The 21,597-nt window shown below is 68.4% G+C and carries 20 protein-coding genes and 2 pseudogenes; 9 read left to right on the forward strand and 13 right to left on the reverse strand.

The features are described 5' to 3' along the window. Nucleotides 1-221 precede the first annotated feature (221 nt). Nucleotides 222-836: a hypothetical protein gene (locus TU34_RS06245; protein WP_045821996.1), complete on the forward strand. Its 615-nt coding sequence runs from the start codon at nucleotides 222-224 to the stop codon at nucleotides 834-836. Nucleotides 837-1,054: 218 nt separating this feature from the next. Here TU34_RS06245 and TU34_RS06250 read toward each other — a convergent pair. The 3 genes and pseudogenes from TU34_RS06250 to TU34_RS06260 form a co-directional block, all read right to left on the reverse strand. Beyond that, nucleotides 1,055-1,798, reverse strand: a pseudogene (locus TU34_RS06250) (HD domain-containing protein); the annotation flags it as partial. Between the two features lie 102 nt (nucleotides 1,799-1,900). After that, nucleotides 1,901-2,344 carry a hypothetical protein gene (locus tag TU34_RS06255; protein WP_045821997.1) on the reverse strand — a complete coding sequence of 148 codons (444 nt, stop codon included), beginning with the start codon at nucleotides 2,342-2,344 and terminating at the stop codon, nucleotides 1,901-1,903. A gap of 84 nt (nucleotides 2,345-2,428) precedes the next feature. After that, nucleotides 2,429-2,851: a nuclear transport factor 2 family protein gene (locus TU34_RS06260; protein ID WP_045821998.1), complete on the reverse strand. Its 423-nt coding sequence runs from the start codon at nucleotides 2,849-2,851 to the stop codon at nucleotides 2,429-2,431. 109 nt (nucleotides 2,852-2,960) lie between these two features. Here TU34_RS06260 and TU34_RS06265 point away from each other — a divergent pair, with 109 nt between their 5' ends. Then, nucleotides 2,961-3,677: a TetR/AcrR family transcriptional regulator gene (locus tag TU34_RS06265; protein ID WP_045821999.1), complete on the forward strand. Its 717-nt coding sequence runs from the start codon at nucleotides 2,961-2,963 to the stop codon at nucleotides 3,675-3,677. Here the strand turns inward: TU34_RS06265 and TU34_RS06270 are convergent, their stop codons facing one another. From TU34_RS06270 to TU34_RS06285, 4 genes are read right to left on the reverse strand one after another with little or no spacing between them, the layout of a single operon-like run. Then, nucleotides 3,678-4,469, reverse strand: coding sequence for a dioxygenase family protein (locus TU34_RS06270; protein ID WP_045822000.1), 792 nt, complete (start codon nucleotides 4,467-4,469; stop codon nucleotides 3,678-3,680). It lies immediately after the preceding gene. Continuing rightward, the gene (locus TU34_RS06275; RefSeq protein WP_045822001.1) at nucleotides 4,466-5,017 is read right to left on the reverse strand and encodes a GNAT family N-acetyltransferase; all 552 of its coding nucleotides are present in this window, start codon (nucleotides 5,015-5,017) and stop codon (nucleotides 4,466-4,468) included. The genes TU34_RS06270 and TU34_RS06275 overlap by 4 nt, the downstream gene beginning before the upstream one ends. Beyond that, nucleotides 5,014-5,886, reverse strand: coding sequence for an SDR family NAD(P)-dependent oxidoreductase (locus tag TU34_RS06280; protein WP_045822002.1), 873 nt, complete (start codon nucleotides 5,884-5,886; stop codon nucleotides 5,014-5,016). The genes TU34_RS06275 and TU34_RS06280 overlap by 4 nt, the downstream gene beginning before the upstream one ends. A gap of 58 nt (nucleotides 5,887-5,944) precedes the next feature. Beyond that, the gene (locus tag TU34_RS06285) at nucleotides 5,945-6,547 is read right to left on the reverse strand and encodes a pyridoxamine 5'-phosphate oxidase family protein (protein WP_045822003.1); all 603 of its coding nucleotides are present in this window, start codon (nucleotides 6,545-6,547) and stop codon (nucleotides 5,945-5,947) included. A 115-nt stretch (nucleotides 6,548-6,662) separates the two neighbouring features. On the opposite strand from TU34_RS06285, the gene mfd reads away from it, so the two are divergent. Beyond that, nucleotides 6,663-10,379 carry a transcription-repair coupling factor gene (gene mfd / locus TU34_RS06290; RefSeq protein WP_045822234.1) on the forward strand — a complete coding sequence of 1,239 codons (3,717 nt, stop codon included), beginning with the start codon at nucleotides 6,663-6,665 and terminating at the stop codon, nucleotides 10,377-10,379. 11 nt (nucleotides 10,380-10,390) lie between these two features. Continuing rightward, nucleotides 10,391-11,062, forward strand: a pseudogene (locus tag TU34_RS06295) (nucleoside triphosphate pyrophosphohydrolase); the annotation flags it as partial. Nucleotides 11,063-11,065: 3 nt separating this feature from the next. Here TU34_RS06295 and TU34_RS06300 read toward each other — a convergent pair. From TU34_RS06300 to efeU, 4 genes are read right to left on the reverse strand one after another with little or no spacing between them, the layout of a single operon-like run. Beyond that, entirely contained in the window at nucleotides 11,066-11,488 is a 423-nt protein-coding gene (locus tag TU34_RS06300) for a hypothetical protein (RefSeq protein WP_045822004.1), read from the reverse strand. A 16-nt stretch (nucleotides 11,489-11,504) separates the two neighbouring features. Further along, complete coding sequence (efeB, locus tag TU34_RS06305; protein WP_045822005.1) at nucleotides 11,505-12,812, reverse strand: iron uptake transporter deferrochelatase/peroxidase subunit; 1,308 nt, start codon at nucleotides 12,810-12,812, stop codon at nucleotides 11,505-11,507. After that, entirely contained in the window at nucleotides 12,809-14,038 is a 1,230-nt protein-coding gene (gene efeO, locus TU34_RS06310; protein WP_045822006.1) for an iron uptake system protein EfeO, read from the reverse strand. Before efeO ends, efeB begins: the two co-directional genes overlap by 4 nt. Nucleotides 14,039-14,043: 5 nt before the next feature. Further along, nucleotides 14,044-14,928 (reverse strand): iron uptake transporter permease EfeU, encoded by an 885-nt coding sequence (gene efeU, locus TU34_RS06315; protein ID WP_045822007.1) that lies wholly within the window; start codon nucleotides 14,926-14,928, stop codon nucleotides 14,044-14,046. Nucleotides 14,929-15,182: 254 nt separating this feature from the next. On the opposite strand from efeU, the gene TU34_RS06320 reads away from it, so the two are divergent. From TU34_RS06320 to TU34_RS06340, 5 genes are all read left to right on the forward strand, one after another. Further along, on the forward strand, nucleotides 15,183-15,866 hold the full coding sequence (locus TU34_RS06320; protein WP_238981210.1) for a lytic transglycosylase domain-containing protein: 684 nt from the start codon (nucleotides 15,183-15,185) through the stop codon (nucleotides 15,864-15,866). 159 nt (nucleotides 15,867-16,025) lie between these two features. Next, nucleotides 16,026-17,312, forward strand: a complete 1,287-nt coding sequence (gene eno, locus TU34_RS06325) for a phosphopyruvate hydratase (RefSeq protein ID WP_045822009.1) — start codon at nucleotides 16,026-16,028, stop codon at nucleotides 17,310-17,312. Nucleotides 17,313-17,427: 115 nt separating this feature from the next. Then, on the forward strand, nucleotides 17,428-17,985 hold the full coding sequence (locus tag TU34_RS22660) for an FtsB family cell division protein (RefSeq protein ID WP_238981191.1): 558 nt from the start codon (nucleotides 17,428-17,430) through the stop codon (nucleotides 17,983-17,985). Nucleotides 17,986-17,998: 13 nt separating this feature from the next. Then, the gene (locus TU34_RS06335; RefSeq protein ID WP_045822011.1) at nucleotides 17,999-18,550 is read left to right on the forward strand and encodes a DUF501 domain-containing protein; all 552 of its coding nucleotides are present in this window, start codon (nucleotides 17,999-18,001) and stop codon (nucleotides 18,548-18,550) included. Continuing rightward, on the forward strand, nucleotides 18,547-19,494 hold the full coding sequence (locus TU34_RS06340) for a Ppx/GppA phosphatase family protein (RefSeq protein ID WP_045822012.1): 948 nt from the start codon (nucleotides 18,547-18,549) through the stop codon (nucleotides 19,492-19,494). Before TU34_RS06335 ends, TU34_RS06340 begins: the two co-directional genes overlap by 4 nt. 9 nt (nucleotides 19,495-19,503) lie before the next feature. Here TU34_RS06340 and TU34_RS06345 read toward each other — a convergent pair whose 3' ends face one another. Together TU34_RS06345 and TU34_RS06350 are read right to left on the reverse strand one after the other, a co-directional pair. Continuing rightward, nucleotides 19,504-20,028: a DUF4395 domain-containing protein gene (locus TU34_RS06345; RefSeq protein ID WP_045822013.1), complete on the reverse strand. Its 525-nt coding sequence runs from the start codon at nucleotides 20,026-20,028 to the stop codon at nucleotides 19,504-19,506. Nucleotides 20,029-20,121: 93 nt separating this feature from the next. Further along, complete coding sequence (locus TU34_RS06350; RefSeq protein WP_045822014.1) at nucleotides 20,122-21,561, reverse strand: DHA2 family efflux MFS transporter permease subunit; 1,440 nt, start codon at nucleotides 21,559-21,561, stop codon at nucleotides 20,122-20,124. Nucleotides 21,562-21,597 lie beyond the last annotated feature (36 nt).

The following is a 21,597-nucleotide window of genomic DNA, read 5'->3' on the forward strand; positions in this document are numbered from 1 at the left end:
CTCCTCGAGGCCGGCCCGGCTGTGGCCTGTGGCGCCCCGGGTCGAGACCCCCTGTCCCCCATGATCTTTGGCCGCCGCATCGCTCTGTTGCTGACAGTGCGGCTTAGCTGAACGTCTCCATGTCGCCGGTCAAACTGCAGGTAGAACCCTATTTCGCCCGCTGAAGACCGAGCAAATATCGGCATAAACACCACGAAACCCACCGAAACGAGTCCCAAAACATGCAAGAAACGGCCCAATTACGCGATGCGCTGCTCTCCGACGAACCCACAGATGCCATGGTGCGACTGATCAGCGCCGCCGCAAGCGACATAAAAATGTCTGCGCCGAGGTCCGCTCAACAATGGCCCGAGAAAGCGTCGCTTATCGAGAGGACGAACAATCCTCAATTAGAGTTCGCCGTATCTCAGTGGACTCATGGCGGCATTCACTCGCTGTTTATCGACGAATGGCGCAACGAGGCCCGCGCAGCCCTACTCGACCCAACCACCGCCGACGGCATTGGAGGCATCCTCGTCGCCGAGGCACTGGCGCAGCCAGCAACGTCCACTTACCTGTATCGCGGCGTTGCATCCTGGGACAGCCCCACGTTCTGCGATCTGTCCTCGTGGACCACCGACCCCCTGGTGGCGCTCATCTATGCCGCAATGGTTGGTGATGACGAGATGACCGTCCTACGCCTCGCCCCCGGTGCTCTCGCTGCAGACCTATCCACCCCGAGCGGTGAGTACGTCACGCTTGGCCCGATCGCTCCCACGGATAGTCCAGTGGGCCCACCACGGGGCGGCGTGCGCGTTGTGGACCTCGTGCCGGGCGAGGGGTGGCGCGTGGCGTGAGGCGCTGTTCTCTCTGCGGGGTCTCATCGCACACATATCGCACACTTGGTGCCCAACTCCGTGTTATCCGGTAGAACGACGTATCACGACTGCATCGCTAGAAAGCCGTTGAGCTGCAAATATGGTCCACTGTTGACAACCCCGTGATATTGTGTAGCACCGCTCATAACTCGGTTCAGGCATTCCAGGTTCGAGTCCTGGTGGGGGAGCACTACGTCGAACGCGGCCATGCGAATGAGCTGACGGAAGGCGGCGGTTCTGAGGAGCCATCGAGTCCGTCCGCCGGGCACCGCAGCCGCCTCGTTCTCCAGAGCGGTGATCATGTGCTGTGTGAAGCCGAGACGCGGATGCCGCTCGAGAAGCTCGGCCACCCAGGTTGGGTCCAGATCGGCCAGTCGATCACCGATGACGTCCACCGCGGCGCCGGCCGACACGAACCCGACACCGCCGAGATCGTCGGCGATGCCGACCGTCAGGTGGCCGGCGATCGCCGCTCCTATGGCGTGGGCGCGCGTCGGGTCGGCGCCGTTGGCGCGGGTGAAAGCGACTGCGCGCTCGGCGCCCGTGACAGCGAAGCACCGGCCCGGCGTCGGGCGTTCGAGGTGCAGGTCGTGGAGCAGGCTCGCCACGAATGCGAGTTCGTCGTCGAAGGCGATGCCACGTAGTTCGCAGAGTGCGCGCGCGAAGAAGTAGGTGCGATAGGAATGCTCCACTACATGGGGTGTGAGGCTCGTCCTGGCCTCCTCCTCCGCAGCGACCGCCAGGCGTGAGGACGGCAGTCTCAGCCCGTTGAAGTCGACGCGACCGTTACCCCGCCGACCCATGGCGACCCTCGCGTAGCCGGCCACCGTCCGAGGTAGTTCGGCGATGAGCGCGACCGCCAATGACCGTCGCGCAGCGGGCGACAACACCCCGCCGGTCGAGATGGCCCACTCCCAGTCCCACTGATCCACTGCGGTCATCGTTGCCCCTCGGGTCGTGAACGGCTGACCGTACCGGCCAGTCGGGACATGCGACAGGGCCACTGCGTTCCGCGGAGCGTGGTCGCGGTCGTCGGAATCTGTTCAGTTGCTGCCGAATGTGGGCGCAGGTGCCGGTGTGGACTCCACGTAGGGGATCGCGACGACGTTGTTCGAGAGGTTCGGATCGAACGGTGTCACGCCGTTCTCGGCTATGGGGCCGGCGACGAGGTAGAGGACTTTGTCGGACTCCAGCGCGGTGCAGGTGGTGGAATACTCCACCTTGACGCTGGTACCGGCGACCACGGGGCCGAGGTCTCGGAAGTAAACCTTCTCGAAGAAGTCCGACGGCGCGATGGAGACCCGGACGGTGTCGGGGCCGAGATTGGTCACCCCCAGGGTGCATCCGGACCCGGGCGTCGGGGTGAGCAATGCGAGTGCGATGTCAGCGGTCGGTGGGGTGGCCGCGCTTGCCGCGCCCGTTCCGATGGTGATGGCGGTGGTCGCGGCGGCCATGCAGCCGACCAGGGTGGCGAGGACGTTCTTCACGGGTGGCTCCGATCTTCGGTGGGCGAGTTCTCGCACTCGTGGAACGGAACAGTACCAAATCTCGTTCGTTTGTATGCCGAACAGTCAGACGGCGTGCATGAAGCTCTTCTGTTCGCGTCGCCCGGTGAAGCGCCATGTGTCGTCGATGCGGGCGAAGGTGTCGTGGTACCAGACCCCGACGAGCAGCATCTGCTGCTTCTCGCCTCCGGCGACGACCATCGGGTTGAAGCACATCGTGGTCGCCGAGGCGGTGTCGCCGTCGAGGGTGATCGAGTGGTTGCCGTTGAGGTGTTGGTAGTCGGAGAACAGGGCGAGGTTCTCACGCAGCCACGGCACCACCTGTTCGGTGGTTCCCACCGCGCCGCCGACCGGGGAGTAGTCGATCACCGCCTCGGGGGTGAACAACTCGCGCAGCCGGTCGAAGTCGCGGGTGTCGACGGCGGTCGAGTAGTCGGTGATCAGTGCGGTGATCTCCATGCGGTCGGAGATCTCGACGAGATCCATCATGGGTCGAAAGTAGTGCGATCGGCCCTGCGTGGGATCGGAGATGGGAAGATCGGGGCAAGCGATCAGCGTCGATCCGCACTGTCGGCGCCTACACGGGTGGGGTGATGACATGGCAGTCGACAGACCGGCCGACACCGAGAAGGACGTCCGGGCGGCGCCGCGGACGCGGATGACCGGCCCGCAACGACGCCTTCAACTCATCGAGGTCGCGCGCGGCCTGTTCGCCGAACGTGGCTTCGAGGGAACGTCGGTCGAGGAGATCGCACAGCGAGCCGCGGTGTCGAAACCCGTTGTCTACGAACACTTCGGAGGCAAGGAGGGTCTGTACGCGGTCATCGTCGATCGCGAGATGGAGACGCTGCTCGAGATGGTGACGCTGTCGCTCACCACCAATCGCTCGCGACAGCGTGTGGAGAGTGTCGCCCTCGCCCTGCTGACCTACATGGAGGACCGCACCGACGGCTTCCGGATCCTGGTGCACGGCAGCCATGGCGGTGGCGCCGACGCGAAGTACTCGAGCCTGCTCAACGACGCCATCAGCCAGGTGGAACACATCCTGGCCGGCGATTTCGAGCGCCGCGGGTTCGACGCGGGGCTCGCCCCGCTCTACGCCCAGGCTCTCGTCGGGATGGTCTCGGTGACCGCCCAGTGGTGGCTCGATGTCCGCGAACCCGCGAAGGAGGTCGTGGCGGCACACCTGGTGAACCTCTGCTGGAACGGGCTCACCAACCTCGAGATCTCACCGGAACTCGCCGACAGCGCTCACGAACCGATCACGTCGGACGGCACCGCGCGCGAGAACCCGGAGAACGACGCCGAGGGCTGATCAGGCCAGCGACACACTGCGTTTGGACAACCCCATCCAGAATCCGTCGATCACCTGATCGGGGATCTGGCCGGGGTCGTCGCTCGCCCCGAGGGTCACGAACAGCGGCGCGAAGTGCTCGATCGTGGGGTGCGCGTACGGCATTCCCGGCGCACGGTTGCGGAAGTCGATCAGCCCATCGACATCGCCGGCAGCGAAGCGTTCCGCGGTCCACGCGTCGAACTCCTGCGACCATCCCGGCGCGACGGCGTCGGGCCGCGGGTCGGTGAGGAACGGGAGCCCGTGGGTGGTGAAACCGGACCCGAGTATCAGCACGCCCTCGTCGCGCAGTTCGCGCAGTCGACGACCCAGTCCTATGAGGGCGGTCGGGTCGAGGGTCGGCAGGGAGATCTGTACCACCGGGATGTCGGCGTCGGGGTACATCACCGTCAGGGGTACGAAGGCCCCGTGATCGAGTCGCCGCTGCGCATCGTGATGGACGACCATCGGGTCGGGCATCAGTGCCGTCACGCGCTGCGCGAGGTCGGTCGCGCCGGGCGGGGCGTAGGTGATGTCGTAGAAGCGCTGCTCGAATCCCCAGAAATCGTAGGTGAGCGGCGTGCGGGGGTCGGTGGACCCGATGGTGAGCGGAGCCGACTCCCAGTGCGCGGACACCACCAGGATGGCCGTGGGCCGGGGCAGCGCCGTGGCCAGGGCGGCCAGCTCGCCGACCCAGCGCTCGTCGTCGAGCAGCGGTGGCGCCCCGTGACTGATGAACAGTGCGGGGGTGCGGACGGGACTCGCGATACTCATGACGGAGAAAACGGACCAGAGTCCGATTCTGTTCCCGGGACCGTGTACTGCAGCACTGCGCAGTCGATCCACCGACCGTTCTTGTACCCGATGCTCTGCAGCACACCGGTCTGCACGAAGCCGAACCGCTGGTGCAGGCGGATCGAGACGTCGGAGGAGATGATCGAGATCACCGCGACCACGCGACGCACCGACGACGGGTCGAGGCCGGTGAGCAACGCCTCGAGCAACGTGGAGCCCAGGCGGCGGCCCGTAACGTCGGGGCGGAGGTAGATCGAGTCCTCGGTGGTCCAGTCGTAGGCGTGTTTGGTGCGGAACTCGCCGAGATAGGCGTAACCGAGCACCGTGTCGGCACCGGTGTCGTCGGGCTCCACCGCGACGACGAACGGCCGACCTCGCGCGGTGATCGCGGCGAGGCGTTCTTCCCAGTCGTCGACCGAGGGGGACTCGTAATCGAAGGTGATCACCGAGTTCTCGACGTAGTGGCGGTAGATCTCGGCGATCTGGGGGCAGTCGGCCGAGGTGGCGGTACGCACGGTGGCGGTCATGCCGACAGCTCCGATCCGGTCAGGGCGGCGGCGGTCTCCCAGAAGCGTTCGGCGAGAACGGGATCAGCGGCCTGCGTGGATCGTCCGACGAGCGTGGGCGCACCGCGCATCCCGAGGAACCCGTCGGGGCCGACGAAACTCCCCGACGGGATCGGCATCGCCGCGGCGTAGAGGCTGCAGGCCGCTCCGGCGACGGCGGTGTTCGCGATCGTGTTGCCCAGCCACGTCACCAACGCATCGACGGCGGCGACACGGGTCACCCCGGTCATCTCGGTCGCCGCCCAGCCCGGATGGGCCATCGCGGTCGTCACCTCCGACCGCGCGGCGCGAAGGCGGCGGTCGAGCGCCAACATCCACAGGGCCTGGGCCAGCTTCGACTGCGCGTAGGCGCGGGCGCCCGAGAACGCGCGACGCTCGAAGTGCAGATCGGTGAAGTCGATGCGGCCGGCGGAGTGGACGGTGGAGTTGACGGCCACGATCCGCCCGCGGATCCGGTCGGCGAGCAGGTTGGTGAGGACGAACGGCCCGAGGACGTTCGTCGCGAGCGCGGACTCGAAACCGTCGGCGGTCTCGACCCGCGAGGTGGGCAGCACACCGGCGTTGTGGACCAGGATGTCGATCTCGCCGACCGAGTCGGCGAACCGCTCGATCGACGCGCGATCTGTCAGGTCGAGGGTGGCCGCTCTGCTCGATCCGCCGAGCGAACGGGCGACGGCATCGGCGGCGTCGTGGTCGCGCCCGGCGACGATCACGGTGGCGCCGGCGGCGGCCGCTCCGCGGGCGGTCGCGACGCCCAGCCCGCGGGTCGCCCCGGTGACGACCACCGTGACGCCGTCGAGACGGGGGAGTCGCGCTGCGGTCCAGGTCATGGCGTCACGATACGACGACCGTCGTCCGCCACTGCACACGCCGTGGCGACCCGGGGCGTCAGTAGAGCATGCGCCGGTAGTTCTCCTCGGCGTAGTGCCGCTCGAGTTCGGCGAGCCCCGGGCTCAGCATCACCGCGTGGCTGATCTCGGCGACGCTCGGCAGGTCGTCGGGATGCCAGGTGTCGGTGTCCCACAGCTTCGACCGCATGAACGCCTTCGCGCAGTGGAAGAACGTCTCCTCGACGCTGATCTCCAACGCCAGGATCGGGCGGTTCCCGGAGACGACCATGTCGTCGAAGTAGTCGGCGTCGGAGACGATGCGGGCGGTGCCGTTGACGCGCAACGTGTCGCCGCGACCGGGGACCACGAAGAGTGTCCCGACGTGTGGATCGGTCAGGACGTTGAGGTAGCCGTCGACCCGCTTGTTGCCCGGCCGCTCGGGGATGGCGATGGTGGTGTCATCGAGGACGCGCACGAACCCCGGGGGGTCGCCCTTGGGCGAGACGTCGACGGCGCCGCCCTCACCGGTGGTCGACACGACCACGAACGGCGACTGCGCGATCCACTCGCGGTGCACGTCGGTGAGTCGGTCGCGGACCTTGGTGGCGACCCGTTCGTTCGGGTGACCCACGATGGACCGCAGTTGCTCGACGGTCGTCACGGTGTGATCGTCCGCTGTGTGATCGTTCGTTGCGTGATCGTGGTGAGGGGGATGCACGTCACCATCCTCACCCGCCGAGGCCCGACTGCGGAACCCCGACGAATACCATCGTGTGGTGGCATCTCCTCTTTCGTCCGTCGATGCGCGCCCCGCCGATCCGGCCCCCGTCGATCCGCTCGCCGGACTCGCCGCCGTCGCGTGTGGCGATGCGGCGATCGCCGGCATCCGCGCGCTGCGCGGGCGTCGCGCACTCGACATCACCGGTCCCGACTCGGCGCGGCCTTTCGTCCTCGCCGCGGCGGCCCAGCCGGGCGACGATCCCGCGGTGCCCTCGGGTCCGCTGTTGGTGGTGTCGGCCAACGGCCGCGAGGCGGACGACCTGACGGCCGAACTACGCCAGATGATCGGCGACGCGGTCGCGCAGTTCCCGTCGTGGGAGACGCTGCCGCACGAACGACTCTCGCCCAGCGCCGACACCGTCGGTGCGAGACTCCAGGTGCTGCATCGCCTGGCCCACCCCGAGGACGCCGCCTACGGCCCGCCGCTGACGGTGGTCGTCACCACGGTGCGGTCGCTGGTGCAGCCCATGGCGCCGGGCGTGGGCGACACCGACCCCATCACCCTGCGTGAGGGCGCGGAGTTCGATTTCGACGCCCTTCTCGCGAGGCTGGTGGAGCTGGCCTACGAACGCGTCGACATGGTCGGCAAGCGCGGCGAGTTCGCGGTCCGCGGCGGCATCCTCGACGTGTTCCCCACGACCTCCGATCTCCCGGTGCGCGTGGAGTTCTGGGGTGATGAGATCACCGAGCAGCGCGCGTTCTCCGTCGCCGACCAACGCAGCCAGCCCGAGGTCGACGCCTCGGTGGTGCACGTGCACCCGTGTCGTGAACTGATCCTGACCGACGCCGTGCGGGCCCGTGCCGCCGAGCTGATCGACACCGAGGGCGCCGATCGATCGCTCACCGAGATGCTCACGAAACTGTCCGAGGGCATGCCGGCCGAGGGCATGGAGGCGCTCATCCCGGTCCTCGTGGGTGGACAGATGCAGTTGCTCACCGAGGTGATGCCCGAGGGCACACACGTCCTCGTTCTCGACCCCGAGAAGGTGCGCACCCGCGCCGCCGACCTCGCGAAGACCGGAGCGGAGTTCCTCGAGGCGTCGTGGACGGCGGCGTCGATGGGGGGTGACGCACCGCTCGACTCGAACGCCGGGGACGGCAACGGTCTCGGCGGGATCGACCTGCAGGCCAGCAGCTATCGGCCCCTCGCGGAGGTCCAGGAGACCACCGTCGCCGCGGGTCGACCGTGGTGGACGATGAGTCCGCTCGAGACCGCACCCGACATCGACGACGAGACGACCGTGCGCCTCGATCTCGCCCCGGGGCCCGCGCCCCGCGGGTCGGAGACCGAGCTCGCGACGACGTTCGCCTCGTTGCGCGCGCACGTCACCACCGGTGGCCGTGCGACGATCGTCGTCGCCGGACGGGGAACCGCCCAGCGCTACCTCGAACGCCTCGGTGAGGCGGAGGTCCCCGCGACGATCGGCGACATCGGGTCGACACCGGAACCCGGCATCGTCTCCATCCTCTGTGGGACGTTGCGGCACGGGCTGATCTGTCCCGATGCGGGCCTGGTGATCGTCTCCGAGGCCGACCTCACCGGGTCGAGGGTCGCCGGAGCCCGCGAGGGCAAGCGACTGCCGGCCAAGCGCCGCAACCAGGTCGACCCGCTGGCGCTGACCGCCGGCGACATGGTCGTCCACGATCAACACGGCATCGGCAAGTTCGTCGAGATGATCGAACGCACCGTCGCCGGTGCGCGCCGTGAGTACCTGGTGATCGAGTACGCACCCAGCAAGCGTGGCCACCCCGGTGACCGCCTGTTCGTGCCGATGGACTCCCTCGACCAGCTCTCCCGCTACGTCGGCGGCGAGCAGCCGTCGCTGTCGAAGCTCGGCGGATCGGACTGGCAGAACACCAAGCGCAAGGCGCGCAAGGCCGTTCGCGAGATCGCCGGTGAGCTCGTCGCGCTCTACGCCGCGCGCCACGCCGCACCGGGGCACGCCTTCGCCCCCGACACCCCGTGGCAGACCGAGATGGAGGACGCCTTCGGTTTCACCGAGACCGTCGATCAGATGACGGTGATCGGCGAGGTCAAGTCCGACATGGAGAAGGCGGTCCCGATGGACCGCGTCATCGTCGGCGACGTGGGCTACGGCAAGACCGAGATCGCGGTGCGCGCCGCGTTCAAGGCGGTGCAGGACGGCAAACAGGTCGCCGTGCTGGTGCCGACGACCATTCTGGCGCAACAGCATCTGCAGACCTTCACCGAACGCATGGCGGGGTTCCCGGTGACCATCCGCGGGCTGTCGCGTTTCACCGACGCCAAGGAGTCGCGCGAGATCATCGACTCGATGGCCGAGGGCGGCGTCGACATCGTGGTCGGCACCCACCGACTGCTGCAGACCGCGGTCCGGTGGAAGGACCTCGGACTCGTGATCGTCGACGAGGAGCAGCGTTTCGGCGTCGAACACAAGGAACACATCAAGGCGCTGCGGACCCACGTCGACGTGCTGACGATGTCGGCGACACCGATCCCACGCACCCTGGAGATGTCGATGGCGGGCATCCGCGAGATGTCGACCATCCTCACGCCACCCGAGGAACGCCACCCGGTGCTCACCTACGTCGGCGCCTATCAACCCAAGCAGGTCGCCGCGGCGATCCGACGTGAACTGCTGCGCGACGGCCAGGTGTTCTTCGTGCACAACCGGGTGAGCTCGATCGACAAGGCCGCCAAGAACATCCAGGATATGGTGCCCGAGGCGAGGGTCGTGGTCGCGCACGGCCAGATGGGCGAGGAGCAGCTCGAACGCACCGTCGCCGGCTTCTGGAACCGCGAGTTCGACGTCCTCGTCTGCACGACGATCATCGAGACCGGTCTCGACATCTCCAACGCGAACACACTCATCGTCGACCGCGCCGAGGCGCTGGGTCTCTCGCAGCTCCACCAGTTGCGCGGCCGCGTGGGTCGCAGTCGCGAACGCGGGTACGCCTACCTCCTCTACAGCCCCGAGAAGCCGCTCACCGAGACGGCCTACGACCGGCTGGCCACCATCGCGCAGAACAACGAACTCGGTGCCGGTATGGCCGTCGCGCTCAAGGACCTGGAGCTCCGCGGTGCGGGAAACGTATTGGGGGCCGAGCAGTCCGGACACGTCGCCGGGGTGGGTTTCGACCTCTACGTCCGGCTGGTCGGCGAGGCCGTGGAGGCCTATCGCGCTGCGGCCGACGGCAAGCCGATCATGTCGGAGGAGAACCGCGAGGTCCGCATCGACCTGCCGGTCGACGCCCACATCCCGGCCGACTACGTCGACTCCGACCGTCTGCGCCTCGAGGCCTACCGCAAACTGGCGGCAGCACTCGACGAGTCGGACATCACCTCGATCGTCGACGAACTCCTCGACCGCTATGGTCCGCTGCCCGCGGAGGTGTCGCGCCTGGTGTCGGTGGCCAAACTGCGTCTGCTGGCGCGCGAACTCGGCGTCACCGAGATCGGGATGGCCGGTACGCAGGTCAAGATCGCGCAGGTGTCCCTGCTCGACAGCCAGCAGATCCGGATCAAGCGCATCTACCCCGGATCGTCGTATCGGGCGACGACATCTGTTCTCACCCTTCCGGTTCCGCGCACCGCAGGGGTCGGCAGCGCCCGGGTGCGCGACGTCGAACTCATCCAGGTCGTCGCCGACGTGTTGCTGGTGATCCACGGATCCGATCCGGGCTCGCGCGACATGCGCGGTCCAACGATCACCGACGACCACGCGGTGTCGTGACCGAGCCCCGTCCGCGCAGCGGTGAGGCACTGCTCGAGGCCGTCGAGCTGATGGATCGTCTGCGCCGCACCGGCCCCTGGGAGGCGGCGCAGACCCACGACTCGCTGCGTCGCTATCTGCTCGAGGAGACCTACGAACTGCTCGACGCCATCGAGGGCGGCAGCCGCGCCGACCTTCTCGAGGAACTCGCCGACATCCTGTTGCAGGTGCTGTTCCACGCGCGGATCGCCTCCGACGATCCGACCGAACCGTTCGACATCGACGACGTCGCACGTGCGTTCACCGCGAAGATCTCCTCGCGCACGGCCGGTGTGTTGGCGGGGGAGACCGATCTCGAGACGCAACTGCGTCAATGGGAGGAGAGCAAGGCCGCCGAGAAGGCCCGCGACTCCGTGCTGGACGGCGTGGCGGTGTCGCAACCGGCGTTGGCGTTGACGCAGAAGGTGATCGAGCGTCTTGACGCGGCGGCTTTCCCGCGTGACCTGATCCCGGAGTCGCTGTTGACGATCCACTTCGCGACCCATCTCGCCGGCGACCCGGAGGCCAGTCTCGAGGACCGTCAGCGCAGCCGCATCGTCGCCTTCATGGATCGGGTACGCACCGCGGAGAAGGCTCTCCGGACCGCCGGGGTCACCGCGCCCGATCCCGAGGACTGGCGTCGCGGGTTCGTGTCGATCGACTGAGGGCTACTCGTCGGTCGTCGGCGGGTCGAGCAGGAGGATGTCGTCGGCGGGGAGCCGCAGCGGCACCTCGGTGAACCGTTCGGCGTGGTGCGGATAGGCGGCGCGGATCCACACGGCGTTGTCGTCGAGCTGGGTCATCGCCACCCGCCGCCACCGCCACTCCGGTTGCGGCCGGGTGAAGTCGGTGTCGCGGGTGATCGGGATCGGCGCCCGCGCCCAACACGGTGCGGTCAACGACGCGAGCCCTCGCGCCGCCAACACCTCGGCGGCGTCGGCGATGTCGATCGCGGTGGCGACGACCTGTCCGACGGGGTTCACCGCGTCGACGACGTCTGCGTAGGGATCCTTCGAGATCGTCCAGCCGATGATCTCGGCGTCGGACGATCGACGGACCGGGAGTCGGCTGCGCCAGCGGTCGATGTCCACGAGTCCACGGTACCGATCAGGTGAAGAGGTGCTGTCCCCACCACTCGCCGGGCTTCAACCCGGGCGGGCAGGCGAACAGTGCGCTGCCGTTGTGCGACAGGTACTCCATCATCGCGTCCTTGGAGGCGAGTTGGCGCTGCATGGGCACGAACTGGGCGCCCGGGTCGCGGCAGTAGGCGATGAAGAACAGGCCGGCGTCGAGGTGGCCGAAACCGTCGGAGCCGTCGGTGAAGTTGTAACCGCGCCGCAGGATCTGGATGCCGTTCAGGTTGTCCGGGTGGGCGAGTCGGACGTGCGCGTCGCGGGCGATGGTCGGTCCGTCGGAGGTGGCGACCGCGAAGTTCGGGGTGTCGTCCTCGCGGGTCATGCCCAGCGGGGCGCCGACGCCCTTGGTGCGTCCGACGATGGCCTCCTGCTCGGAGAGGTTCGCGCGGTCCCAGGGCTCGATGTCCATGCGGATGCGGCGCGCGACGAGGTAGCTGCCGCCGGTCATCCACTGCGCCGAGGCCGGGTTGTCGGCCGGGTCGACCCACACCCACCGGTCGAGGACGTCGGTCTGCTCGGCGCGGATGTTCGCGGTGCCGTCCTTGAACCCGAACATGTTCCGCGGTGTCTGCTGGTTGGCGGTGGTCGTCGAGGTGCGGCCGAAGCCGAGCTGGGACCACCGCACGCTCACCACACCGAAACCGAGTCGAGCGAGGTTGCGGATGGCGTGCACCGCCACCTGCGGGTCGTTGGCACACGCCTGCACGCAGATGTCGCCGTGGCTGCGCGACGGCTCGATCGCATCCTTGGCGAATCCCGGGAGATCCTTCAGCGCAGCGGGTTTGCGGTCTCCGATGCCGAAGCGATCGCCGCGTGACGGGTCTGACGCGCTGGGTCCGAACAGGCCGGGACCGAAACCGACGGTCAACGTCAGCGCCGAGGCCTCGAGCCCGAGTGCCTCGCCGGTGTCGGCGGGAGGGTTGTACTCACCGTGGTCGACGGCCCCGCCGTCGACGGTCTCCTGGCCCTTGGTCATGCGCTCGGCCGCGGAGGTCCAGCGCTTGAGCATGTCGATCAGCTCGTCGCGCGAGTCGGTGATCACGTCGAACGAGGCGAAGTGGAGTCGGTCCTGCGCCTCGGTGATGATGCCGGCCTGCCGGGTCCCGCGGAACGCCACGACATCCGATGACGACGAGTCGCCCTCGGCGAGACGGGCGCCGGTGACACCCGCGGCGGCCGCGACCACCACCCCCGCGCCCGTCGCACCGAACAGCGTGCGACGGGAGAACCGCCGAGACGACGTCGGTGGTCCGGGAGTGGGAGCGGTGGGTTCGGTCACTGACCCAGCACCAGCCCCGGAACCTGGCTCAGCGACTGCGACAGGGCATCGATCTGATCCGACAACGACTTCCGCTTCTCGGCGGGGACGGTGTCGTAGGAGACGTACCCGTCGCCGGAGCGGAACGAGTTGATGTCGTTGCGGATGGTCTGGAACTGCGCGGTGATCTTGTCCATCAGCGCCGGGTTCTTCGCCGAGATGACCGGCTGCAGATCGGCGATGAGCGTCTCCGAGCCGTCGATGTTGGCGGCGAAGTCGAACAGGTCGGTGTGGGAGTAGCGATCCTCCTCGCCGCCGACCTTGGTCGCCGCGATCTCGTCGACAAGGGCCTGCGGGCCCTTCACGAACGACTGTGTCTCGAAGGTGAAGTCGGGCTTGGCGACCTCGGTCACGAGACGGCCCACGTCGGTGTTCAGCTGGGCGGCGACCTTGTCGATCGCGTCCTTGGTGTCGGCGGTGCGGCTGTTGGCCAGGTCGGCGGCGGCGACATCGCTGCCCTGCTCGCCGACGTCGGACTGCTGCGGCGGCCACAGGAAACGCTCGAGGCGGTGGAAGCCGGTGAACGGCTCACTGCCGTCGGCGGTGTCGTCCCACCGCATGTCGATGGCGGGGTCGAGGTCGGGGAACGACTCGGCCACGGGCTCGATGCGTTCGTAGAAGGTGCGGGTGAGTCCGAACTGCGCCCGTGCGGCGTCGAGGTCGCCGGCGATGATCGCGTCGGTGAACGACTTCGTCTGTGCCTGCAGCCCGTTGAGCTGGCCGCGGACGTAGGTGAGGTAGGTCTGCTTGGCGGTCTCGACACTGGCCGGCGCCTGCGACTTCTCCTTCTTCTCGCCGGAGACGGTGAGGTCCTTGCGGATCCCGTCGCCGACCATGCCCGGCTTGCAGGCGACCTGGTAGGTGGCGGGGTCGACGATCTCGACGGTGAGCTTGCCGGTGAGGCCGGGACCGATGTTCTCGACCTCGCCGAGCACACGGTTGTTGTTGCCGTAGACGTAGAACTCGGTGACCTTGTCGCCGTTGTTGTTGACGGTGAAGTCGACGTTGCCGGTCTGCGCCTCCGACGTCGACAGGTCGCACGAGCTGTCGGTGGAGGTGACGGCGATCGTCTTCTCCGACGACGTCGCCTTCTCGGTGCACGCGGCGAGGAGCAGTGGCGCAGCGAGCGCCGCGCACGCGGCAGTGGTCGTGATGAGCCTGGATGTCACCGGGTTCCCTTTCAGCATCCGGCTCACTGGGCGGCCGGGGTCTCGACGCGTGCGGCAGGTGCGGCGGCCGTGGACTGGCCGGTGCTGCGACGCGGGCGGAAGAACAGGGTCATCACGACGGCGAGGTAGGCGACCCACGCGACGACCTGGAGCACCGTGGGCTCCGGAGTGAAGTTGAAGATGCCACCGAGAAGCGTTCCGTACCACGACGACTGGTCGTACACCGAGGAGATGTCGAACGCGCGATCGGACAGTCCGGGGAGCCAGCCGACGGTCTGCACGGCGTGGATCCCGTAGGCCAGGATCCCGGCCGCGACGACGATGAGGAACGCGCCGGTGTAGGTGAAGAACTTCTGCAGGTTGATCTTCACGGTGCCGAAGTAGAGGCCGATGGTGATGCCCACCGCGATGAGGACGCCGATGAGCAGCCCGACCAACGGCCAGCTGCTGCCGGAGGTGTTCTCGGCGTAGCCGACCATGAGCAGCGCCGTCTCGATGCCCTCACGACCGACGGCGAGGAACGCCAGGGCGAGGACGGCGGGTGCGCCGAGTTCGAGTGCGCGGCCCATCCCGGCCTTCAGATCGCCCGAGATGTGCGCGGCGGCCCCGCGCATCCACAGAACCATCAGCGTGACGATGACGACCGCGACCAGCGAGGCGACGCCGGCGACCGCCTCGGCGGCCAGCCCGGAGATGGTGGAGGTGCCGTAATGGATGCCCGCGAACACCGCGAACACCATGGCGACCGCGGCCGCCACGCCGGTCCACACCCACCGCAGCGCGTCACGACGGTCGGATTTGACGAGGAACGCGACCAGGATCATCACGACGATCCCGGTCTCGAGGCCCTCGCGCACGCCGATGAGTCCACTACCGAACAACTGGGTCACCACGGAGGGGGAGTTCATGTGGCGTGATCCTTCGGGGTTCGGGCGAACTGGCCGGGCTCAGCTAAGGCTGTGCAACGTTCGGTAAGGCTAACTTCGGGAGAGTACCCCGTGCGGCGTGGGAACGATAAATGTCGCCGAGCAGTTGAGACGCTGGACCGATGAACAGAAAGGGGTCGACCGTGCGCAGGCCAGTGCGATCACCGTGGACGGTCGGCGCGCGCCGTCGCTCACGCACGCTGGCACCGCTGGTGTTGGCGCCGGTGGTGGCGGTGATGGCGAGCGCGTGTATCGATCTCCCCGGACGCCAGTCGGCGCCGATCCCCGACGGCGTCCCGCCCGGTCCGGGCGCTGCGGTCCCGTATCTCGACATCAACGCCCCCGGTCGGACGGCCGACCGTCTCGAGGCCTGGGCGCGACCCATCGCCGCCTCGACCGGCATCCCGCTGACCTCGATGGAGGCCTACGGCAACGCCGCGGAGATCCAGCGACAGCAGCACCCCGAATGCGGTCTGGCCTGGACCACCCTGGCCGGGGTGGCCGGCGTGGAGAGCAAGCACGGGACCTACCGGGGCTCGACGGTCGCGCCCAACGGCGACGTGCGCCCACCGATCCGAGGTGTGCTGCTCGACGGCACGTCGGGCAACGCGAAGATCGCCGACACCGACGGCGGCACCCTCGACGGCGACAGCACCCTCGACCGCGCGATGGGGCCGTTCCAGTTCATCCCCGAGACGTGGAAGCGCTACGGCGTCGACGCCAACGGCGACGGGGTCGCGAGCCCCGACAACATCGACGACGCGGCGTTGTCGGCTGCGCGGTACCTGTGTGTCTCCGGTGGGGACCTGACCACGCCGCAGGGGTGGGAGAAGGCGGTCATGGTCTACAACAACTCGATGAAATACGTGCTCGACGTCCGCGATCACGCCAACGCCTACTCGGTCGACGTCGCCTTCTAGCCATCGGTGCGGCCGTCCCTGGCCGAGTCGGTCGTCGGCGCGGGCGAGTCAGACGCCGGTCGACGGGGTGCTTGGCATTAGTCTTTGACCCGAACATGGCGTTCGGTGACCGACACCCGGTCTCACCGACGCCGTCGAGCGACGACGAAGGGGCGCCACGTGGCCACGATCGATCAGGTGGGAGCGCGAGAGATACTCGACTCCCGGGGAAATCCGACCGTCGAGGTCGAGGTGGTCCTCGACGACGGGACCTTCACCCGCGCTGCGGTGCCCTCAGGCGCCTCCACCGGTGAGCACGAGGCCGTCGAGCTGCGCGACGGCGGCGACCGCTACGGCGGCAAGGGCGTGACCAAGGCCGTCGAGTCCGTCCTCGGCGAGATCGCCCCCGCGGTCATCGGCATCGAGGCCGACGACCAGCGCGTCGTCGACCAGGCGCTGCTCGATCTCGACGGCACCGCCGACAAGTCGCGACTCGGCGCCAACGCCCTGCTCGGTGTGTCGCTCGCGGTCGCCAAGGGCGCTGCGGAGTCGGCCGGGCTGCCGCTGTTCCGTTACGTCGGTGGACCCAACGCACACATCCTCCCCGTGCCGATGATGAACATCATCAACGGTGGCGCCCACGCCGACAGCGGCGTCGACGTGCAGGAGTTCATGATCGCCCCCGTCGGCGCGCCGACCTTCAAGGAGGCGCTGCGCTGGGGCGCGGAGGTCTACCACGCGCTGAAGTCGGTGCTCAAGGACAAGGGCCTCTCGACCGGTCTCGGCGACGAGGGCGGCTTCGCCCCCGACCTCGCGGGCACCAAGGCCGCGCTCGACCTCATCCTCGAGGCCATCGGCAAGACCGGGCTGACCCCCGGTCGCGACATCGCGCTCGCGCTCGACGTCGCCGCGACCGAGTTCTACACCGCAGGAACCGGTTACGCGTTCGAGAAGGAGACCAAGACCGCGGCCGAGATGTCGGCGTTCTACGCCGAGCTCGTGGCGTCGTACCCGCTCGTCTCGATCGAGGACCCGCTCGACGAGAACGACTGGGACGGTTGGGTGTCGCTGACGGAGTCGATCGGCGACAAGGTGCAGCTCGTCGGTGACGACCTCTTCGTCACCAACCCCGAGCGCCTCGAGGACGGCATCAACAAGGGTGCCGCCAACGCGTTGCTCGTCAAGGTGAACCAGATCGGCACCCTCACCGAGACCCTCGACGCCGTCGCGCTCGCGCACAACAACGGCTACAAGACGATGATGAGCCACCGTTCCGGCGAGACCGAGGACACCACCATCGCCGACCTCGCCGTCGCGTGCAGCTGTGGCCAGATCAAGACCGGTGCCCCGGCGCGCAGCGAGCGCGTCGCGAAGTACAACCAGCTTCTCCGTATCGAGGAGGGCCTGGGCGACGCCGCCCGCTACGCAGGCGATCTGGCGTTCCCGCGCTTCTCGTTCGAGGGCTGAGCAGGAGGACTCGGACCGTGACGGGCTACGACCGATGACCGGGCGCAACGATCGACGGGGGCGGGGGCGCGGTTCTGCGCGCCCGACCCCGGCACGTCGCGCCGACGGTCGTCGTGTGAGCGGCTCGCGCATGGACCGGGCACGCACCGAGTCACGTCGTGCCGAGACCCCGGTGACGCCGGATCCTCTCGACACGGCGGCCTCGGTCGACGACAACATCGACCGCTCGCCCCGAGACGAGGCCGGTCGGGACGTCGGCTCGACGGCCGTCGTCGACGATCGTCCGCGTCGGCGTCTGGTGCGGGGCATGAGCCCGAAACGTGCGGTGCTGCTCGCGATGGTGGTGAGCGTCGTCGCGTTGACGCTCGCGGTGCCGTTGCGAACGTACTTCTCGCAGCAGTCGGAATCGGATCAGCTCGCGGGAGCGAACACCTCGCTGCGCACCGAGGTCTCGGAGCTGCAGTCGAAGGTCGACGAGCAGAACGATCCCGCGTACATCCAGGCCCAGGCCCGCGATCGTCTCCAGTTCGTGATGCCCGGTGACAAGGCCGTCGTCATGCAGTTCCCGACACCGCCCGCGAAGTCCGACGAGGAGAAGCGGGCCGAACGTCGCGCCGGCAACGCCTGGTACACCAACCTCCTGGACTCGGTGTCCACGCCGGTCGACCGGTGAGGACAGACCGGGAGTGACCGATCAGGCCCACCGGCAGCCCTCGCAGGAGGATCTCGCCGCGGTCGCCGCGCAACTCGGGCGCGAGCCGCGCGGTGTGCTGGAGATCAGCTACCGCACGCCCGACGGTGCCCCCGCGGTGGTGAAGACCGCGCCGCGGCTGCCCGACGGCACGCCGTTCCCGACTTTGTTCTACCTGACCGACCCGCGGCTGACCGCCGAGGCGAGCCGACTGGAGTCGGCAGGGGTGATGCGGTCGATGTCGCAGCGGCTGCTGACCGACACCGAGCTCGCGGCACGGTACCGCGACGCCCACCTGTCGTATCTCGCCGAGCGTGACGAGATCGAATCGTTGGGTACGGATTTCACCGGCGGCGGTATGCCCGACCGCGTGAAATGTCTGCATGTGCTCATCGCGCATTCGCTGGCGAAGGGCCCGGGGGCGAACCCGTTCGGCGACGAGGCGGTGGCGCTGGCGGCCGAATCATCCTTGCGCGGAACGGCGTTGCCCGCCGACTGGCCCCGTGCCGCCGACTTCCCCGATCTCGATGTGGAGGGCTCGTCGTGAGCACCGTCGCCGCCGTCGACTGCGGCACCAACTCGATCCGACTGCTCATCTCCCGCCGCGACGACGACGGCGGCCTGCTCGACGTGCACCGCGAGATGCGCGTGGTGCGGCTCGGTGAAGGTGTCGATGCGACCGGCGAGTTCACGACCGGCGCCCTGGCCCGCACGCGCACGGCGTTGGCCGACTACGTGACGGTGATGGAGGCCAACGGTGTCACGGCGGTGCGGATGGTCGCCACGTCGGCGACCCGCGACGCGGGCAACCGTGACGAGTTCTTCGCCATGACCCGTGAGCTGCTCGGCCGTGTGTCGGACGGTGCGGTCGCCGAGGTGATCACCGGTGACGAGGAGGCGCGGTTGTCGTTCGCCGGCGCCGTCGGCGAGTTCGACCCGGCGCTCGGCCCGTTCGTGGTGACCGACCTCGGTGGCGGATCGACCGAGGTGGTCCTCGGCGACGCGGGCTCCGGGGTGTCGGCAGCGTTCTCGACGAACGTCGGGTGCGTGCGGCTCACCGAACGGGTGCTGCACTCCGATCCGCCGACCGCCGATGAGGTCTCCCGGGCGCGCGATATCGCGGCGACCGAACTCGCCCGTGCCTTCGCCGTGGTGCCGGTCGATCAGGCGCGCACCTGGGTGGGCGTGGCCGGCACGATGACGACGCTGGCGGCACTCGCTCTCGATCTCCCCACCTACGACGCCGAACGCATCCACCGATCGCGGATCGCGCTGGGCGATCTGACCCAGGTGTGCGAGCGACTGGTGTCGATGACCCGCGAGGACCGCGCCGCGCTGGGTCCGATGCACCCGGGCCGTGTCGACGTGATCGGCGGGGGCTCGCTGGTGACGCTCGAACTCGCGCGGGTGCTCGCCGAGCGGGCGGGGATCACCGAACTCGTGGTGAGTGAGCACGACATCCTCGACGGGATCGCGCTCTCGATCTCGTAGAGGCGCGCGTCAGGCCGGTGAGCGCAGCGAGATGTTGTTGCAGGCCTCGCACACGCTCTCGGGGATGACGCCGCGGCGCTGGAGGAAGCCGAAGATGATGCAGCCGAGGCAGATCCCGGCAGCCGACTCGAGCAGTGCGGCGATCACCACGAGCCCGACCGTGATCTGGGCGGCGAGGCCGAAGCCGAGCAGACTGAGGATGAGAGCGACGCCGGTGATGGTGAGGCCGATCGCCTGGGCGAAACGCTTGGGCGGGCCGGGGACCATCTTGGTGAGGCCCAGCCGGGGCACGATCACGCGGACCGACAGCTGTCCGAAGGGGGACAGGGTGGGGCCGGAGATGACGCGGAGCAGAAATCCCGCCGCGAGCACGGCGTAGAGGATCGGGTTGTCGACGACGATCGTCACGATCGCGAGCACCACGACCAGTGCCGCCGTGGAACGCGCGGCGTACTCGTTGACCGGGTTGGGGAAGGTCAACGCGGCCGGCCGTCGCCGTGCGGCGGGCTCGGTGGGGACAGTCTGATTCGACACGTGGCCGACACTAATGCGGCCGTCCACCCCGGGCAATCGTTGGCGCCACGCTGGGCCGATGTCCGACGGTGGGAATAGATGTGGGGGTATGTCTCACGCGATCGCCGGCTCGGCGTCCTCGCTGTCCAGTGACGCCAGGTGCTCTTTCACGACGTCGAGGCGGGGCAGCAGTGCCGCCGATGCCGCGGCCAGGGCGTAGCCGATGATCGGTACCCACGCGGCGAGGCTCAGCGCGTGCAGGAGCTCGGGCTGGCTGTAGCGGCCCGCGGCGTCGAAGAAGATGACGCCGGTGACCGCGACGCCGAGAGCGCCGCCCACCTGTTGGAACGTGCCGAGGACACCCGACGCCGCGCCGGAGTCACGGGTGTCGACCGTCGCCAGCGCGATGTCGAGCAGCGGCACCAACATGACCGTGAGCCCGATGCCGGCAATCGCCATCGGGATCACCGAGTCCCACGCCGAGTACGAGGTGCCCTCGCTCCGGAGGACCTGGATGGTCCACGCGGTGCCGATCGTGATCAGCACCCCGCCGACCGCGGGGAGGATCCGGCCGAGACGCGAGACGAGTGCGGCCGCGACCCCGGCCGCGAGCATCGCCCCGAGACTGAACGGCAGGGTGAGTGCACCCGAGGCGATCGCGGAGAACCCGAGGCCGGTCTGCACGTAGAGGGCGAGGATGAGGAAGAACGAGGTGATCGATCCCTGGAACAGGAACTGGATCGCGATGCCGCCGGTGAACCCGCGATCGGTGAACAGTCTCAGCGGCATCATCGCGCCGTCGGCGTCGTGGCGGCGTTCGTTCAGCACGAAGAGCAACAGCACCACCGGCGACAGCGCCATCAGCACGAACGACCACACCGGCCAGCCGAGCTGACGTCCCTCGACCAACGGGTAGACGAGCAGCAGGATGCCGCCCACCGCGAGGAGTACGCCCAGCGGATCGAGCGGAGATGGACGCTCTGCCTTGGTGTTCGGGACGAAGGCGACCGCAGCGATGGCGATGATGACGCCGACGGGAACGTTGATGAAGAAGATGGCACGCCATCCGCCCCCGAACGGGTTGCTGGTGACCAGCCACCCGCCGAGGACGGGGCCGATGACCGCGGCCAATGCCGTGATGACGCCGATGATCGCGAAGATCGGCGCGCGCTCGCGCGGTTTGTAGAGCGCCTGCACGCTGGCGAGCACCTGCGGGACCATCAGGCCGGCGAACAGGCCCTGCCCGACACGGGACCCGACAAGTGTCTCGCCGTTCTGGGCCAGCGACGCGGTGAGGGACGCCAGGGTGAAGCCGACGATGCCGACGATGAAGACCCGTTGCCGACCGTAGCGATCGCCGAGGCGGCCGGCGGTGATCAGAACCCCGGCGAACGCCAGCACGTATCCGCCGATGAGCCACTCGAGCTGTGAGGGACTCGCGTCGAGATCGTCGCGGATCGCGGGCAACGCGACGTTGACGATGGTGACGTCCATCAGATCCATGAACATCGCGAAGGTGAGGACCGCGGTGGCCAGGCCGCGGAGGCGGGTCATCGCGCGCAACCGATCAGATGTGTGTGCACCCGCAGA

Origin of the sequence: Williamsia herbipolensis (assembly GCF_000964005.1) — a bacterium.
In the GTDB taxonomy this organism is placed as follows: Bacteria; Actinomycetota; Actinomycetes; order Mycobacteriales; family Mycobacteriaceae; genus Williamsia_A; species Williamsia_A herbipolensis.